Genomic DNA, 16,505 nt, shown 5'->3' on the forward strand with positions numbered 1-16,505 from the left:
TTCGATCGCCCTTTTTTCCCTATACTCATGAAAAGAGCGATCGCACTCTCTTTTTCCGCCCAATTCAGTATTAACCGTTCAAAAATTGATCGGGATCGATGCCAGATTCCCGCAGCCTTTCGATCAAAGATTGTAAGCGAGTTTCGGCAATCTCTGCACGCTCCTGTGCCTCATCGGCGCGCTCTTGTGCCTCATCGGCACGCTCTTGTGCCTGTTCGGCTCGCTCCTCGGGAGTCGGAATCCAATTGCCCTCACTATCGTACCAGCGCAACCACAGTCGATCGACTCCCAGATAATCCCCGTGCCACAAACCCAAGCCTAAATCAATCTCAGGCATCCACAGGCGCGAGTCAGACAGTTCCAATTCTTCATAGCGAGCGCCATCCAATTTAAAAGCCCTCAATCGATTGGTGTAGCGACTGAAAACAACATAATAAGGAATTCGCAAAACCTGCTCGTAAACCTCCCATTTTCTGAGCGGCTTTTCCGAACTCGGTTCGTGGTTAATATTACCATTTCCTGCTATTTGTTCAGGCGCAGACGGTATATTTTCCCCCTCATTTTCTCCCAAATCTTCTTTTTCTGTTCCCGGCGAGAGCAATTCTACAATCACAAAAGGATTCACACCCTCTTGCCAAATGACATAACTCAGCCGCATATCAACTTCATCATACAATCGGGAAACTCCCACAACTCCAAACCAATCCGGGCGCTTGTACCAAAGCGGGTGACGCACGTCATAATAAAGATTCATGTCGCTCCCGGTAAATATTTGGGAAGCCGAATAGGTGGAAGGGCGGAAAGTGTAGCTCAGCAACTGCGGTTGCAAGCCGTGAAATTCATCAGGCAAACCAGGTTCCTCCGGATTTTCGCTAGGTAGATCGTACATCGTGGGAAGTGTTTCTTTTGGCGATCGGGGCGGTTCTGTTTGAGGCACGGGATATTTAGGAAACATAAGAATTTAGGGGAATAACTGACTTTATTTTAACTCAAGCAATATTAAGCAGGTGGCTGATTTCCCAGCATCTAATTTCGTTAAATTCAAAAGGTTTGTAGTGAGGACTTTAGTCCGCATCAAATTCTGCGGACTAAAGTCCGCACTACAAACCTATTCGATCCAGCTAACAACTTAGCTGCTCGTAAGCTTTCAACGGCTTTGGTTAAAAGAGCAATTTGTTCTGGTATCAAATCAATACTCCTTCTCTGCGAACATTTAGAAAGAAAGGACTTTTCTCTTGCTGAAAACGTGCTGCGGAGGCGAAAGCACTAGAAATTACTACAGTACGATCTAAGCACAAAGCAGCAACAAATTCACTCGTGCGAGCGATTTCTTTGCCAGCACTCACAGGTTCGTCCAATACAACCAAAATATCAATATCAGAATCTGGTTTCGCATCTCCTCTGGCTTGGGAACCGTAGAGAATTAACTGTACAAGTCTGTCGCCGTACAAATCATTAAAGTAGTGGCGCAGTTCAGCTAATATTTCTGGTAAATTCTCGTTCATATTGTTGGTTTATCAAGTTATAGCGGATCTAGCTCTCATATGAGGTACGTTGTTGGGCTTCAGCCCTCTTAGTGGAACTGGTTATATAAGCTATCAGTCATACCTCATCTTTTTGAGAAAGGCTATATATTGTCAGATTATGGATAATCTGGGCGGAATAACACCGCGATCTTATTTGTATTGTAGATGTTGGTGAAATCACGCCCCGATGATATTGAAACAAGTAGTCGTTCGCTCAACCGATAATTTTCTTAATCAAATCCAACTTGCCTAGATAGGGAGCGTACCGCCATTTAAAGTCAAGTAAAAATGACTTTTGCAGCACGCTTTTTTGATGTGAAAAAGTATCAAAACTGGCTTTCCCATGATAGCTACCAATACCGCTGTCGCCAACTCCGCCAAAAGGTAAAGTTGTAACTCCGACTTGCATCACCGTGTCGTTGATGCAAACTCCGCCGGAAGAAGTTTCGCGCAAAACTCGTTCTTGTTTCTCCTTATCCTTTGAGAACAAATACAAAGCTAGCGGTTTGGGGTGGGCGTTGATTTGGGCGATCGCCTCTGAGAACTCTTCATACTCCAAAACGGGCAAAATCGGGCCAAAAATCTCATCCTGCATCACCGGCGAATCCCAGGAAACCTTGTCAATTACCGTCGGCGCAATATATTTGTCTTCGACGTTAGTTTGACCGCCCGCGACAATTTCACCATCTTTGATAAACTCTGCCAAACGTCCTAAATGATGCTGATTGATAATTCGGGAATAGTCGGGACTTTTCTGCGGATCTTCGCCGTAAAATTCGTGAATTGATGTTTTAATTGCTTGCATCAAAGCGGGTTTAACTTTTTTGTCAACTAACAGGTAATCTGGAGCAATACAAGTTTGACCGGCATTGATAAATTTGCCCCACGCAATGCGTCTTGCAGTATATTCAACTTGAATGTCTGAGTCTACAATGCAAGGACTTTTGCCACCCAATTCTAATGTGACAGGTGTGAGGTGTTTGGCGGCGGCTTCCATGACTACTTTACCGATTTTTGTGCCTCCGGTAAAGAAGATGTGGTCGAATTTTTCGGCTAATAATTGTTGGCTGATTTCAACTCCTCCTTCGATGGCTGCGATGTAGGCGGGATCGAAGGCTGTGAGAATCATATCCGCGACAACTTTCGACGTGTGCGAGGCGATTTCTGAGGGTTTGAGGATGGCGCAGTTGCCGGCGGCGATCGCCCCGACTAAAGGTGATATCATGAGCTGAAACGGGTAATTCCAAGGCCCGATGATTAAAACGACGCCCAAAGGTTCCGGGTAAATCCGGGCTGAGGCGGGGAATTGATCGATCGGTGTTGGCACTTTTTTGGGCTTGGCCCACGATTCAACGTTTTTGATGGCATAATTAACTTCTGCGAGCGCAGCAATTTCAAAATAAGCCTCATACTCCGGCCTGTTCAAATCAGCCTTGACAGCATCCACAATCCGTGATTGATTGGAGACGATCGCACTTTTGAGATTTTTGAGTTGTTCGATCCGAAAATCCACATCTTTAGTTTTCCCAGTAGCAAAAAATTGTCGCTGCTCCCGGATCGTATCCCTGACACTCAATAGCATATTTTCTCCTGTATCTATCTACATAAATGTTACAATAAAAAAATGAAAATATCAAAAATCAATTTTTTATCTTCCTGTTTATCATTGCTTTGCTTGTTCGCAGTTACAAGCTGCAATTCGAGTTCTCAAAAACAAGTTGTTATTTGCTCAAAAGACTTTAGCGAACAAGTCATCCTTGCAGAAATTTTAGCACAGCACATCGAAGCCAAAACAGATATTAAAGTAGAACGCGAACTCAACCTCGGAGGCTCGCTTTGCCATCAATCCCTAACAGCAGGAAAAATTGACTTGTACGTCGAATATACGGGTACAGGTTTTACCAACATTCTCAAACAAAAGCCGATTTCTGACCCCAAAAAAGTCCTCGCCTACCTCAAACAAGAATATCCCAAACAGTTTAAAGCCGAATGGACTGAACCCCTGGGATTTAATAACGGTTTTGCGATTATTTTGCGGGGAGACGATGCCAAAAAACTCAACTTGCAAACTCTCTCGCAATTGGGTAAAGCTGCACCAAAATTGCGCGCTGGTTTCGGGCCGGAATTCAAAGATAGAGAAGATGGATTTCCCGGATTGGCTAAAACTTACGGGATTAAATTTGCGGAAGAACCGAAGGAGTTGCTGTTAGGATTGCTTTATCAAGCACTGCAACAAAAAGAAGTAGATGTGATTGCTGGAGGCACAACCGATGGTTTGATTCAAAGTTTGGGTTTGGTAGTGCTCAAAGATGATAAGAACTATTTCCCGCCCTATGAAGCTGTGCCGGTTGTGCGATCGCAAATTTTGGAAAAATATCCCGAATTGCGTCCAGTGCTCGCAGAGTTGGGCGGCAAAATCTCCGAGGAAGATATGCGCCAACTCAACTATCAAGTTGATGGGAAACAGCAGGATGCCGCACAATTAGCGCGGCAGTTTTTGCAGCAAAAATTGGGTGAGTCCAAGCCTGCAACTCCGGCGAAATAAAGGCACGAATTATGCAAAAAATGGTTGGATATCATGTCGAGCAAAATATCAACTATAGGTTTGTAGTGAGAACTTTAGTCCTTCTTTTTGCGGACTAAAGTCCTCACTACAAACCTACAATCGGGTGCGTCTCGAAGAAGACCGGGCGAATATAATTCGCGTCTATACAAGCAAAACCTGCCTCCGCAGGTTGAAGAACGAACGGTTAAAATTATGTGATCTTCTTCAGAAGACCGGGCGAATAGAATTCGCGTCTATACAGACAAAACCTGCCTTCGCAGGTTGAAGAAGGAACGGTTAAAATTATGTGATCTTCTTCAGTCCGCGGAGGCGGACTTTGTTTGTGTAGCCGCGGTTTTAACCGCCGTCTTTCTTCATTTTTTCTAAACCTGGTTTCAACCGCCGTCTTTCTTAAGTTCCTTCACTCAGCTTCACTCAGCCTCCGCAAATTCAAAATATCGCTCATATTTTTAATCTGCATACAAGTCCGCTCGAACTGTTCTTTATCCTGGATATCCATGCACAAGTCAATTAATGCCGGCAATCCTGGATATGTTTTGACTTGAGCGCTGCGGACGTTCACTTTGTTGTCTTTTAAATGCGATAATACATCATTGAGAACTCCCACTCGATCGAGCGCTTCGACTTGAATGTTAACCGGATAAGTATTGGGGCGAGATTCATTGCGGTTGGTGGAATTCCAACTCACAGGAACTAATCTATCACCCGGTACACTCTCAACATTTGAACAGCCTTGTCGGTGAATCGAAATTCCTCGGATGCGAGTCACTACTCCAATAATTGATTCGCCGGGAATCGGACAGCAACAGCCGGCTAAATGATACAGCAATCCTTCTACACCTGCGATCGGCGATTTGCTCGGAGATGAACTCGGTACGGGTTTGGGTGCGGCTGATGCAGGTATTTGTACTGGCGATTCCTGGATTCCTGCGGGTGCAGCTTCTATTTTTTGCTGCACTTTGACTAAATCTCGCAGTCGGTTGACTACGAGATTTAGGGTGACTTCGCCGTAGCCCAAACCTGCGATTAAATCTTCGACGCTGTGGTAGTTGCAGCGCTGAGCTACTGATTGCATGGGTTCAGATTTCAGCAAGGATTCTAAGCCGTTTTTACCTAATTCTTTTTCCAGCAATTCCCGCCCGCGAGCGAGATTTTCATCTCGGTGCGATCGCTTTAACCACTGGCGAATTCGGTTTTTTGCTCCGTTTGTCTTGACAAAATTCAGCCAATCGGAGCTGGGATGGCCGTTTTTTTGATTCAAGATTTCTACAATATCACCGTTCTTTAAAACCTTGTCTAGTGTCACCATCCGCCCGTTGACTCTGGCGCCGGTGCAGCGATTGCCTATTTCTGTGTGAATGCGGTAAGCAAAATCTACGGGTGTTGACCCGCTATTGAGAGCAATTACGTCTCCGTTAGGAGTGAAAACGTAGATATCTTCGTCGAATAAGTTGTCTTTAATGCTTTGTAAATATTCGCGATCGTCTTTGAGATCGGTTTGCCATTCTAGCAGTTGTCGCAGCCAGGTAAATTTTTCGTCGTCGCCGGTTACTGTGGTATTGGAACCGCCGGTTTCTTTGTATTTCCAGTGGGCTGCTATGCCGTATTCGGCAATGTGGTGCATTGCTACGGTGCGAATTTGTACTTCGATGGGGCGGCCGCTGGTGCCGATGACTCCGGTGTGCAACGATTGATAGCGGTTGGCTTTTGGTAAACCAATATAGTCTTTGAAGCGGCCGGGAATCGGGCGGAATGAATCGTGGACGATCGCCAATGCGCGATAACAGTCATCATTGCTTTCTACTATGATCCGCACCGCAGCAATATCGTACACTTGGTTAAAGCCTTTTTGCCTGCGCTGCATCTTCCCATAAATCCCGTACAAATGTTTGGGACGGCCGCTGACTTCATAGCATTTAATGCCTAAATTGTCAAGCCTTTCTCGCAAACAATCTGTGACTTCTGCAAGTTGGGTTTCTCGATCGCCCCGCTTCACCGCCACCAAGTCCTGAATTTCGCGGTAAGCTTCCGGTTCCAGGTATTTAAAGGCTAAATCTTCCAATTCCCACTTAAAGCGCCCGATACCCAAACGGTTCGCCAGGGGAGCAAAAATCTCTCGGGTTTCTAGGGCAATGGTGCGCTGCTTTTCTTCGGACAAATGCTCCAAAGTCCTCATATTGTGCAGCCTATCTGCGAGTTTGACGACAATCACGCGAATATCTTTAGCCATTGCTAGGAACATTCGGCGGAAATTTTCGGCAAGGCGCTCTGTTTTGCTGGAAAAATTAAACTTAGAAAGCTTGGTGACTCCTTCGACTAACTGTCGCACTTCTGCCCCAAACCGCTGTTCTATTTCTTCGAGAGTAATATCTGTATCTTCCACAATGTCATGGAGGAAACCAGCAGCAATCATAGCGCTGTTTCCGCCCATATATCGGAGTATTCCAGCTACAGCTACGGGATGGCAAATATAAGGTTCTCCCGATTTGCGGTACTGTCCTTCGTGCAAGTCGCGGGCAAATTCAAAGGCCCGACAAATTAAGCCGTTGTCCGTCGTACAATTCGGATTTGGGGCTTCGTCAGGTTGCGATCGAGCATTCAGACATTCTTGCAGCCAGTCGGGAACTATGCAAGGATCGATCGCATTCGAGGGAGTCAGAGTGTTTGCGTTCATGGGGTACACCTTTAAAAATTAGAAATACAAATGGTTAAATGCCAGTTTTCGGTTGAATTGCCGAAATTATGTGTTTAGTTATACTAAACTAATTGAATGCCACAATTTGCAATTCAAAAAAATAGTCAATTTTTCTGTTAACTATACCTATCTAATTGCGAGTCGCCCCCCCTCGCAGGTAGGAAAATATAGTGACTCCACTGCCGCCACTGCGGTCGATCGATCGGGTAAAATGGGGATATTTTGGCGGTAGCAGTGGAGGTCAGTCGATTTGAGATTTGAGATTTGAGATTTGACTCGACAGATGAATCTGGAACTAGGGTCTAAAATTTGAAGATATCCACTCTAGCGAGCATTAGGACACTGTACCTGTTTTTGGTGGAGCGGGCGATCGGCATTTACAGGCAACGCTAAACTCAAAGCAGAAGCCAGAGCGATCGAGTCACGCCCCCAGTGATGAAATTTTCTCAAAAAACAGGGAATTGCTGCAAAAAGGCACGGCTTTCCTTCATCTGAGCCAACCTTAAGCAAGAATCTACTTTGATTATAAATATAAATTTGTTCACAAAATCATGATATTGTCCGAAGACCGCCGCCATTGCTACGAAGAATTACAGCAAGCACTCGAACAGCTACAAAGAACTGTTACACAGGATAAGGTCGATCGGGCAGCGCTGGCGATCGAATACAAAAAAGTGCAACAATTTTTCGGAAACCAAATTATGAGAGTCCCCAGCACTGAGTTAGACGCCTCAGAACCCCCCCCAGAACAGTCATATTTGACGGAAATTCACAAGCAACTGCGGTTATTGGGAACAGATGTCACGTTTTTGCAAGTAGCGAAGCAGCCAGCAACAGCATCCGCAAGGCAAACTGCGACGGCGGAGCGACTTAACACGCTAATTGGCTACTGCGGTGTGGTGCTCCAAAAAAATTCTGGTGCGCCCGGGCCCGTCGAGATGCAAAATTAATAACTGTTTTCGTATAGTAAACGATTTCTTGTAAATTCCTTGAAGATAGCGGTAGACATTGATAGTATGTAATCAATAAAAAACCACCGTGTATGACGAATTCCAATACATTGGATACGGACTCAACTTCACACGCAAAGAAATTCTTGCCTTTTTGGGACAAGTCATGTCAGGAGATATCGAGACAGTTGTGGTCGTCGATCGCTTTGACCTACTCGCGCCCAGGAGTTGACAGATCCATATTATCAAGTGGATCTGTCAACAGCAAAATTGCTAACTCCTGGTTCTGTGCCGAACAGACTTATCTCCCCAACCAGAAATGGTTGAAGATATCCTATGAATCATCCAGGCTGACGATTGCGGACTCTACTCCCAGCGTCAAGACAAATCTACTATCCAAAAAGATCAGAGTCTACCCGGAAACAAAACTAGCTCAGAAATGGCGGACATGGATAGCCGCAAGCAGATGGTGTTACAATCAAGCAATTGCCATTCTCAAAAATGAAAAAATCGGTAAATATGAATTGCGTAAACGCATCATGGATTCAGCACCTGAATGGGTGTCTCAACAGCCATACAACCCGCGTCAACTAGCAGTATTTCAAGCCTGCGAAGCACACAAAGCAGCTTGTAAATCCCAAGGTACAGCCAAGTTTAGAAGTTGTCAAGAACCAACTCAAACTATTAGGTTTCAAACAGCGAACTGGAAATCAAACACATTCTATCCGCGCGAAACCAAAGGCTTGTCTTTTAAAGCGTCTGAAGCAATAGTGGAGGTAATGCAACACGAACCAACCCTTAGTATTATCAACGATCAATGGTTTATCTGCTATGCGGTTGACACTGTTGCACCGCCTCCGACTCAATCCGAATTAGCGATTGCCTTAGACCCGGGAATCAGAACATTTATGACAGGATTTGACGGTCATAATATACTGAAATTAGGCAAAAGTGATATCGGTCGCATTTATCGGTTAGCCAGACATTTAGACAAGTTAATGTCTCGGCTCGGAAAAAGCAAAGGTAGTCAGTTTAAGCGGCTGCGGTATCGATTGAGAAAAGTAGCAGCAAGGATTCGTGTTAAGATTAAGAACTTAGTTTCGGAATTGCACAATAAGGCGGCTAATTACCTAGTTAGCAAGTATAAGTTAATTTTCTTGCCAACATTTGAAACGCAGCAAATGGTAAAAAAGGGTAAGCGAAAACTTGCCACGAAGACAGCTAGAGCGATGGTGACTTTGAGTCATTATCGTTTTAAACAAACGTTGAAGCATCAAGCATCCAAGTACGGTTGTGTTGTAGTAGACGTGACAGAAGAGTACACCAGTAAGACTTGTTCAAAATGCGGTCATATCCATAGCAAGTTGGGCGGCTTAAAAACGTTTAAATGTCCCGAATGCGGACACACTCTGGACAGGGATTTAAACGGCGCTTTCAATATTCTGTTGAAAGCTTTGAGGGATACCTCCATGTCTGGTAAGCTGCAAGCTTTCCAGATTATGCCATACACAGTAGATTTGGGTGGATTCCTAGATTTACCGGGTTAAATGTATCTGAATTAACAGGGAATATAGATAAGGCAAGGAGAAATAAAGCGGTGGAATGTCCAAAATGCAAGCATCCCAACTTAGACGGTGGCACCTTAGCCGGCAGTATGTCGGTGCAGTGGTGTCCCAACTGTTACGGTATCTGGATTCCGGGCAAAGAATACGAAGCTTGGCAGAAAGAACACAGCCTCTGGTACAACAAATCCGAGAAGCCTCAGCCGACTGGCACTCTCGGCATAGAATTCACGCCGTCTCCCTACGACAGCAAAGCAGCACTGTGTCCCGAAGACGGTCACTATCTGTCGCGGGCAAAGGTTCCGTTTAGCAGAGTGCCCTTTTACATAGAGCGCTGTATGCTGTGCGGAGGAATTTGGTGCGATAACGGCGAGTGGGATATTCTCGAAAGTCTGGGATTCCACACCGAGATTGACAAGATGTTTTCTCCCAACTGGCAAGCTAAGGCCCGCGTGCAAGAACTCGCTGCTCGGGAACGTCAGGTGCTGACTGAGAAGCTGGGCCCGGATATCGCCGGATATGTGTTGGAACTAGCGGAAGTTTTAGCAGACCATCCCCATGCTGATTGTGCGGCTACTTACATATTGCGGAGAGCTGAGTTGAAACGAAAGGAAATTTAGTCAGTTGGCAGTTGGCAGTTGGCAGTTGGCAGTTGGCAGTTGGCAGTTGGCAGTTGGCAGTTGGCAGTTGGCAGTTGGCAGTTGGCAGTTGGCAGTTGGCAGTTGGCAGTTGGCAGTTGGCAGTTGGCAGTTGGCAGTTGGCAGTTGGCAGTTGGCAGTTGGCAGTTGGCAGTTGGCAGTTGGCAGTTGGCAGTTGGCTGTGGTCATTAGTTATCAAATACTGACTAACAACTGACAACTAACTGACAACTAATAATTAACTGCTATCATGTCTGGTCGATTGTCATTAATAAAATTGTTTGTAGTAAGGATGAAATTTATCCCGTCACCCCGATTGATGACTCGCCGTCCTCACTACGAACGATTTAGGATTATATGACGGGACATGATATGACCAATAACCAATAACTAACAACTAATAACTAACAACTAATAATTAACAACCAATAACCAATAACCAATAACCAATAACCAATAACCAATAACCAATAACCAATAACCAATAACTAAGGACTAAGGACTAAGGACTAATGACTAATGACTCTTCTCTATTTTCGGTTGAAAATCTGCGAGTAGCTTATCCTCAGCGGCGGGGCCAATCCGGTTGGGCCGTTGATGGGGTTTCCCTGGCGTTGGAACCGGGGGAAAAACTGGGATTAGTTGGGGAGTCTGGGTGCGGTAAGTCAACTTTGGGTAGGGCGGCGATGCGGTTGCTGCCGGATTCGACTTTGGTTGAGGGGCGGGTTGGTTTTGGTGGAGAGTCGGTGTTTGAGATGAATGCTTCGCGGCTCAGACGCTTTCGGGGCGAAGCTGTGGCATTGATTTTTCAAGATCCGATGACTCGTCTCGATCCTTTGATGACTGTTGGGGAACACTGCATTGAGACTTTGCAGGCTCACAGACCGAATTTGAATCGCAAGGAAGCTAAGAAACGGGCGATCGAGATTTTGGATGCTGTGAAAATTCCGGCGTCTCGCTGGTCGCAATTTCCCCACGAATTTAGCGGTGGAATGCGCCAAAGAGTGGCAATTGCTTTGGCTCTTTTGCTCGATCCTAAATTAATTGTGGCGGATGAACCGACGACGAGTTTGGATGTAACTGTCGCTGCTCAGATTTTGCAGGAGTTAACCCGACTTTGCGCTTCAAGAGGAACGGCGATTTTGCTGATTTCTCACGATTTGGCGATGGTGGCTGAGTATTGCGATCGCATTGCGGTGATGTACGGCGGCAAAGTCGTAGAAACGGGGCCAGTGCTGGATGTTTTTGAACGGCCGCAACACGAATATACTCGATCGCTCCTGAAAGCAGCTTTGCACATTCAAGCTGATTCGGGTAAAGGGTTAACATCGGAGGAAATAAGGACTGAAGTCCTCACTACAAACTTAACAAATTCACCTCTGTTGACTGTGACGAATTTACAGCAGCACTACAGTTTAGAAAGCAATTTATTAGACCAGTTATTTTCGCGGAACCGCCAGGTAATTAAAGCCGTAGACGGCGTTAGTTTAGAGCTAGAGCGGGGAGAAATCCTCGGGCTTGTAGGGGAGTCCGGCTGCGGCAAAAGTACGTTATCGCGCACAATTTTGCGGCTAATTCCCCCGACAGGTGGCAAAGTGGAATTTCAAGGCATAGATATCACTGCCCTGAGTCGCGATGCTGTCAGGAAACACCGCCGCCAAATGCAAATGGTATTTCAAGATCCCCACGCTTGCTTGAATCCGATGATGACTGTCGGGCAAAGTATTGCCGATCCTTTGTTGATTCACAAATTAGCTAAGGGAGAAGAAGCTAAAAAACAAGTAATCCAAATGTTAGAGCGGGTGGGTTTGACTCCTGGGGAGGATTTCTTTCGCCGTTATCCGGGGGAACTGTCGGGGGGACAACAGCAGCGGGTTTCCATCGCCCGAGCTTTGATTACTCGGCCGCAACTGATTATTTGCGACGAACCGGTGAGTATGCTGGATGCTAGCGTACAGACTCAGGTATTAGAGCTGATGCTGGAGTTGAAGCAGGAATTTAATTTGACTTATCTGTTTATTACGCACGATTTGTGGGTGGCGAGGTTTTTTTGCGATCGCATTGCGGTAATGAATTCGGGAAAAATTGTGGAAATCGGGAAAACTAGGGATATTTTTACTAATCCGCAGCACCCTTATACTCAGGAGTTATTGCAGGCTGCTCCTTTACTGGCTCGAACTCAATAAAAATGTATAAAATTAGCGCAATCAGATATTAGTCAGCAACTTCTATATGGATTTCGGAAATTTCTGATTAAATTCGTTACAGTGAAGGGATACTTTTCAAATCATCCCACGGACACCAAGCAAATATGGCAAAATCTGACTTAGGCAGTTTTGCGGTGGCATCCGAAGCCTCACTCGAAATCGCAGAGGATGAGGACACCGAGATCGATCGTCCGACGGTAAGTAGATCGTCAGCATACAACAGTTGGTCTGCCGACGATCCCGTGGGAGCTTTGTTCAAAGAAATGGCTCGCTATCCCCTACTGACTGCCACCGAAGAGGTAGAGTTGGCGCGCCGCGTTCAAGAATTGGTAGCCCTTCAGGAACTAGAAGAGCGTTTAAAGCAGGAATTGGACAGAGTGCCCACAAAAGCTGAACTAGCCACGGCTTTGGGGGTGAGCGAAACTCAACTGCAACAGATCCGCTACCAGTGTCAGTCGGCGAAACGGAAAATGATCAGCTCTAATTTGCGCTTGGTGGTTTCGATTGCCAAACGCTATCTCAACCGGGGCGTGCCTTTTCTTGATTTAATTCAGGAAGGATCTTTGGGTTTGAACCGAGCCGCCGAAAAGTTCGATCCTGAGAAGGGTTATAAATTTTCTACCTATGCCTATTGGTGGATTCGCCAAGGAATTACCCGCACAATTGCCAATCAAGGGCGGACAATTCGGTTGCCGGTTCACATTGTCGAACAGTTAAATAAACTCAAAAGAGTTTATCGGGATTTGAGGCGTTCTCTTCAACGCAATCCCACTGAACTTGAACTTGCTAAAGAAATGGAAGTTACTTCCGAACAGCTTCGTTACCTCCAGCAAGTGCGCCGCCAATCTTTATCTCTCAACCACCGCATCGGCACGGAAGAAAGTTCGGAACTTTTGGATGTTATTGAAGATAATGCAACGCAATCTCCCGAAGCTCAGATGAATGAGATGATGATGCGCCAAGATATTTTGGAGGTGTTGGATAATATTTTGACTGAGCGGGAAAAAGAGATTGTTGCTATGCGTTACGGTTTGATAACTGGCGAACCTTACACTTTAGAAGAAGTCAGTAGTTTGTTCAATCTGTCCCGCGAACGAGTCCGTCAAATTCAAAATAAGGCAATGCGAAAGCTGCGCCGCCCTCAAGTGACGGAACGATTGAAGGGCTGGTTGAAATAAGCTTCAAAACATTGAGTTTGCATTGTGAAAAGTCTTAAATATTGGACGGCGAATGAAATTCGCGTCTATACAAACAAAACCCGCGGAGGCGGGTTTAATTGGTTTAACTGGTTCCAAGGCAGGGGAGCATCTTATTTTTGTAAAAAGCATTTTTTTCTTATAGTGCGAGCGTCCCCGCTCGCGTATCGTATAATACGCGATCGCCCCCGCTCGCGTATCGTATAATACGCGATCGCCCCCGCTCGCGTATCGTATAATACGCGATCGCCCCCGCTCGCACTATTAAATGCAAAACTGAGATCCTCCCCCAAGGCAGAGCCTTGGAACAGATATTCAGAGGCTCTGCCTCGGCTGGGAAAAAAGGAGGCAGAGCCTCCAGATCTGCGTTACTAGGCAGGAGCCTGGTAACGAGTAGAATTAAAAATATCTTGATGTGGTATTTTAAATTGTTGATTGTCGCTTACTACTGATTGATTTATGTCTGATGAGGTGATTTTGCGTCCAGCTACCCGCGCCGATGTGCCGGTGCTGTTTGATTTGATTAAGGCTTTAGCTGAGTACGAAAAGTTATCTGATGCGGTAACAGGTAATGCGGTAGATTTGGAAAATCATTTGTTTGCCGATCGCCCTTTTGCTGAAGCGATTCTAGCAGAATGCGAAGATCGGATTGTCGGCTGGGCGCTATTTTTTTACAATTATTCTACTTTTTTGACTCAGCCGGGGATTTATTTGGAGGATTTGTTTGTGCTCCCTGAGTTTCGCGGGCGGGGAATTGGCAAGTCTTTGATTGTTTATTTGGCGCGGTTGACGGTGGAAAGGGGCTGCGGGCGCTTGGAGTGGAGTGTGCTTGATTGGAATGAATTGGCGATCGGATTTTACAAGGGTATAGGTGCTGATGTGATGCCCGACTGGCGGATTTGCCGGGTGGCGGGGGAGTCTTTGGCGAGTTTGGCCTCGAAGTGATTTTATCAGTTGGCGATCGCACTGGGACTCTCAAAAACGACTCTCAGAAACCGGGCTTTTTGCTGAATCTGCCGTCTGTAACCCGTCTTTTCCCGAAAAACCCGGTTTCTGGGCACCTCGTGGGTCAATTTTGGGTTGGGTAAATCCTAGTAAATAATTGGCAAAAATATAGGAAAATTTAAGTGACAGTAGATTTTGACTGAGAGAGTAGATCGTGATTATTTGGGTAAACGAGCAAATCGATCCGTCGGGTATTCTTTATGCTTGCATTGCTTGTGGCGATGAGACTCAAGCCAAGCAATGCCACGAATCTTTTGAGCAGAATTTGACGGCAGAGCAAAAACAGCAGGGCTGGGTTGCTACATTGCGAACAGTTACTTCTTGGGATGAGGTGCCTGTTAATTCTTTGAAATTGAATTGATGAGGGCAAGTTAGTCGATTTTAGATTTTAGATTTTAGATTTTAGATTGACTCCACAGATGCAATTTGGGAGTTTGAACTTTCGTCTAAAATTTTGATCGATACCCTCCGTCGTGTTGGCGCTTAATATGCGTTTTTGGTTGACTTATCAGCAGATTTAGTCTCGCTGTATTGAGGTGCGATCGCAACTGCCGGAAAACACAGCATATAATTTCGGAAAATGCCAGATAACTCGTTAGCAGAGCCTTCTAAGACGATCGCACTTTTGTAAAATTCAAACAAATCTGGTGAAAGTGTATCTGAAAGTACAATGCTGCAATCGTTGATGTCTGATACTCTCAAAATTGTGTCCTCCTGGCTGCGGGAATTTGGGCGGGAAATTGCGGGGGCGCAGTTCCCCGGCGGGAGGGTGAAACAGCCTGCATCCTGCGATCCCATAGCTGCAAGTTCCGCTAACGACAAATCGCATTTTTCAAACTGGTTTTAGCCTTACTATTAGTCAATAGAGGCATTTCAAATTGTCAAGTTAAGTTTTTATGATTGAGACATTATTTCACGCTTATACGCCTCTAGTGATCTGGACTGGGTTGGGACTGCTGGTATTTCGGTACATCCCAGTTGATTTTCCTAAGCTGCTGAGCCGCTTTCTGTTCTGGATTGGGATACCCCTGCAAATTGCAGTTTTAGCCCGTCAGAGCGATTTTTCCGGTGCTGTCGGATTCACACCGGCGATCGCCATATTCGTATTATTTGTCAGTACGAGTTTAGCTTGGTTGACTTGGGTATTATTACGGCGGCTGAGCACCCGCCACGTCAAAAAGCCATATTTTGACGGCAAACATTCTGTAGTTAATTTATTTCTATTAAATATAAATTCCCTGACGCGATCGAGCCAAGGCAGTTTTATCCTAGCTGCGATGTTAGGGAATACCGGCTTTGTCGGATTAGCAATCACCCCCGCGATCATCAGCAGCGATAACAACAACTGGGCCGTCTTGTACAGCGTCACCAACAACGTGATGGGAAGCTACGGATTTGGTGTATTTCTTGCTAGCTATTTCGGGCATTCCGATGGAAAAAATCACTGGTGGATTCAGCTTCGGGACGTGCTAACAGTTCCCGCCCTGTGGGCATTTATCATTGGTTTTTTTACCAGAAGTGTCCCCCTGCCTGAGACTGTAGAATCGGGATTGCAGACGGCAGTTTTAGGGGTAATTGCTAGTGCTTTGGTGTTGGTTGGTATCCGGCTGAGAGCTATTAAAACATGGCAAAGTTTTGAACTAGCGTTAATCCCGTCGCTGTTAAAAGTGGTAATTGTGCCGGTACTGATCGGATTGGGTGCTAGTTTTTTCGGATTGAGCGGCGATCCGAGGTTGGTTTTGGTGTTGATGTCGGGAACGCCCACGGCTCTTTCGGTGCTAATTTTAGCAGAAATATATGAACTCGATCGCGATTTGTTAGCTAGCAGTATCGCCCTCACTTCTGTGGGTTTGCTGTTGATGCTGCCGCTGTGGTTGGCTTGCTTTATTTAATATTCAATACGGTTCAGTTAACACTGTTTCTAGCCCGGAGATCCCCCTAAATTCCCCGGATAGTCGGGGGACTTCGATCGAGTTCTTGTCCCCCCCTTTTTTAAGGGGGGTTAGGGGGGATCGGCCTTAACAATCGCCTATTGAGCTAATATTAACTGAGTTGTCAAATTAGATAGGGCTTGCTGAAAAATCAATCACATATTGCGTGGCATAGGTTTAGATGGCGCGAGGGAGAAAAAAGTGCAAGATAAACAGGTAATATAGATCA

The 16,505-nt window shown here is 45.7% G+C and carries 16 protein-coding genes; 10 read left to right on the forward strand and 6 right to left on the reverse strand.

Translation table 11 applies throughout. The annotated features are described in order from the left end of the window. Nucleotides 1-70: 70 nt before the first annotated feature. From JGK11_RS01755 to JGK11_RS01765, 3 genes are all read right to left on the reverse strand, one after another. Nucleotides 71-955, reverse strand: coding sequence for a Uma2 family endonuclease (locus tag JGK11_RS01755; protein ID WP_293175909.1), 885 nt, complete (start codon nt 953-955; stop codon nt 71-73). Nucleotides 956-1,184: 229 nt separating this feature from the next. Further along, nucleotides 1,185-1,505, reverse strand: coding sequence for a nucleotidyltransferase domain-containing protein (locus JGK11_RS01760; protein WP_293189605.1), 321 nt, complete (start codon nt 1,503-1,505; stop codon nt 1,185-1,187). 235 nt (nt 1,506-1,740) lie between these two features. After that, nucleotides 1,741-3,108 (reverse strand): aldehyde dehydrogenase, encoded by a 1,368-nt coding sequence (locus JGK11_RS01765; protein WP_293175905.1) that lies wholly within the window; start codon nt 3,106-3,108, stop codon nt 1,741-1,743. 93 nt (nt 3,109-3,201) lie between these two features. Here JGK11_RS01765 and JGK11_RS01770 point away from each other — a divergent pair, with 93 nt between their 5' ends. Continuing rightward, entirely contained in the window at nt 3,202-4,071 is an 870-nt protein-coding gene (locus JGK11_RS01770) for a glycine betaine ABC transporter substrate-binding protein (RefSeq protein ID WP_293210337.1), read from the forward strand. A gap of 421 nt (nt 4,072-4,492) precedes the next feature. Here JGK11_RS01770 and JGK11_RS01775 read toward each other — a convergent pair whose 3' ends face one another. Together JGK11_RS01775 and JGK11_RS01780 are read right to left on the reverse strand one after the other, a co-directional pair. After that, entirely contained in the window at nt 4,493-6,766 is a 2,274-nt protein-coding gene (locus tag JGK11_RS01775; RefSeq protein ID WP_293175901.1) for a bifunctional (p)ppGpp synthetase/guanosine-3',5'-bis(diphosphate) 3'-pyrophosphohydrolase, read from the reverse strand. A gap of 345 nt (nt 6,767-7,111) precedes the next feature. Further along, the gene (locus JGK11_RS01780; RefSeq protein WP_293175899.1) at nt 7,112-7,237 is read right to left on the reverse strand and encodes a hypothetical protein; all 126 of its coding nucleotides are present in this window, start codon (nt 7,235-7,237) and stop codon (nt 7,112-7,114) included. A 101-nt stretch (nt 7,238-7,338) separates the two neighbouring features. On the opposite strand from JGK11_RS01780, the gene patD reads away from it, so the two are divergent. From patD to JGK11_RS01820, 8 genes are all read left to right on the forward strand, one after another. Beyond that, the gene (gene patD, locus JGK11_RS01785; RefSeq protein WP_293210339.1) at nt 7,339-7,737 is read left to right on the forward strand and encodes a heterocyst frequency control protein PatD; all 399 of its coding nucleotides are present in this window, start codon (nt 7,339-7,341) and stop codon (nt 7,735-7,737) included. Nucleotides 7,738-7,829: 92 nt separating this feature from the next. Continuing rightward, the gene (locus JGK11_RS01790) at nt 7,830-9,284 is read left to right on the forward strand and encodes a transposase (protein WP_293175895.1); all 1,455 of its coding nucleotides are present in this window, start codon (nt 7,830-7,832) and stop codon (nt 9,282-9,284) included. A 50-nt stretch (nt 9,285-9,334) separates the two neighbouring features. After that, nucleotides 9,335-9,919, forward strand: coding sequence for a zf-TFIIB domain-containing protein (locus tag JGK11_RS01795; protein WP_293175894.1), 585 nt, complete (start codon nt 9,335-9,337; stop codon nt 9,917-9,919). Between the two features lie 4 nt (nt 9,920-9,923). Beyond that, complete coding sequence (locus JGK11_RS01800; RefSeq protein ID WP_293210341.1) at nt 9,924-10,154, forward strand: hypothetical protein; 231 nt, start codon at nt 9,924-9,926, stop codon at nt 10,152-10,154. 295 nt (nt 10,155-10,449) lie between these two features. Beyond that, the gene (locus JGK11_RS01805) at nt 10,450-12,123 is read left to right on the forward strand and encodes an ABC transporter ATP-binding protein (protein ID WP_293210343.1); all 1,674 of its coding nucleotides are present in this window, start codon (nt 10,450-10,452) and stop codon (nt 12,121-12,123) included. Between the two features lie 125 nt (nt 12,124-12,248). Then, on the forward strand, nt 12,249-13,322 hold the full coding sequence (locus tag JGK11_RS01810) for an RNA polymerase sigma factor, RpoD/SigA family (RefSeq protein ID WP_293175888.1): 1,074 nt from the start codon (nt 12,249-12,251) through the stop codon (nt 13,320-13,322). 477 nt (nt 13,323-13,799) lie between these two features. After that, entirely contained in the window at nt 13,800-14,285 is a 486-nt protein-coding gene (locus JGK11_RS01815) for a GNAT family N-acetyltransferase (protein ID WP_293189619.1), read from the forward strand. A gap of 214 nt (nt 14,286-14,499) precedes the next feature. Next, nucleotides 14,500-14,706 (forward strand): glycogen debranching protein, encoded by a 207-nt coding sequence (locus JGK11_RS01820; protein ID WP_293175884.1) that lies wholly within the window; start codon nt 14,500-14,502, stop codon nt 14,704-14,706. A gap of 122 nt (nt 14,707-14,828) precedes the next feature. Here JGK11_RS01820 and JGK11_RS01825 read toward each other — a convergent pair whose 3' ends face one another. After that, on the reverse strand, nt 14,829-15,143 hold the full coding sequence (locus JGK11_RS01825) for a hypothetical protein (RefSeq protein ID WP_293175882.1): 315 nt from the start codon (nt 15,141-15,143) through the stop codon (nt 14,829-14,831). Nucleotides 15,144-15,241: 98 nt separating this feature from the next. On the opposite strand from JGK11_RS01825, the gene JGK11_RS01830 reads away from it, so the two are divergent. Continuing rightward, nucleotides 15,242-16,237 carry an AEC family transporter gene (locus JGK11_RS01830; protein ID WP_293175880.1) on the forward strand — a complete coding sequence of 332 codons (996 nt, stop codon included), beginning with the start codon at nt 15,242-15,244 and terminating at the stop codon, nt 16,235-16,237. Nucleotides 16,238-16,505: the final 268 nt, after the last annotated feature.

Origin of the sequence: Microcoleus sp. PH2017_34_RAT_O_A, from assembly GCF_020737885.1 — a bacterium.
In the GTDB taxonomy this organism is placed as follows: domain Bacteria; phylum Cyanobacteriota; class Cyanobacteriia; order Cyanobacteriales; family Microcoleaceae; genus Microcoleus.

Bases quoted from the DNA above. Each gene is read 5' to 3' on its own strand.
- JGK11_RS01815 (WP_293189619.1), top strand. From the start codon at position 13,800: ATGTCTGATGAGGTGATTTTGCGTCCAGCTACCCGCGCCGATGTGCCG.
- JGK11_RS01760 (WP_293189605.1), bottom strand. From the start codon at position 1,505: ATGAACGAGAATTTACCAGAAATATTAGCTGAACTGCGCCACTACTTT.
- JGK11_RS01810 (WP_293175888.1), top strand. From the start codon at position 12,249: ATGGCAAAATCTGACTTAGGCAGTTTTGCGGTGGCATCCGAAGCCTCA.
- JGK11_RS01805 (WP_293210343.1), top strand. From the start codon at position 10,450: ATGACTAATGACTCTTCTCTATTTTCGGTTGAAAATCTGCGAGTAGCT.
- JGK11_RS01790 (WP_293175895.1), top strand. From the start codon at position 7,830: ATGACGAATTCCAATACATTGGATACGGACTCAACTTCACACGCAAAG.
- JGK11_RS01765 (WP_293175905.1), bottom strand. From the start codon at position 3,108: ATGCTATTGAGTGTCAGGGATACGATCCGGGAGCAGCGACAATTTTTT.
- JGK11_RS01825 (WP_293175882.1), bottom strand. From the start codon at position 15,143: ATGGGATCGCAGGATGCAGGCTGTTTCACCCTCCCGCCGGGGAACTGC.
- JGK11_RS01830 (WP_293175880.1), top strand. From the start codon at position 15,242: ATGATTGAGACATTATTTCACGCTTATACGCCTCTAGTGATCTGGACT.
- JGK11_RS01775 (WP_293175901.1), bottom strand. From the start codon at position 6,766: ATGAACGCAAACACTCTGACTCCCTCGAATGCGATCGATCCTTGCATA.
- JGK11_RS01755 (WP_293175909.1), bottom strand. From the start codon at position 955: ATGTTTCCTAAATATCCCGTGCCTCAAACAGAACCGCCCCGATCGCCA.
- patD (WP_293210339.1), top strand. From the start codon at position 7,339: ATGATATTGTCCGAAGACCGCCGCCATTGCTACGAAGAATTACAGCAA.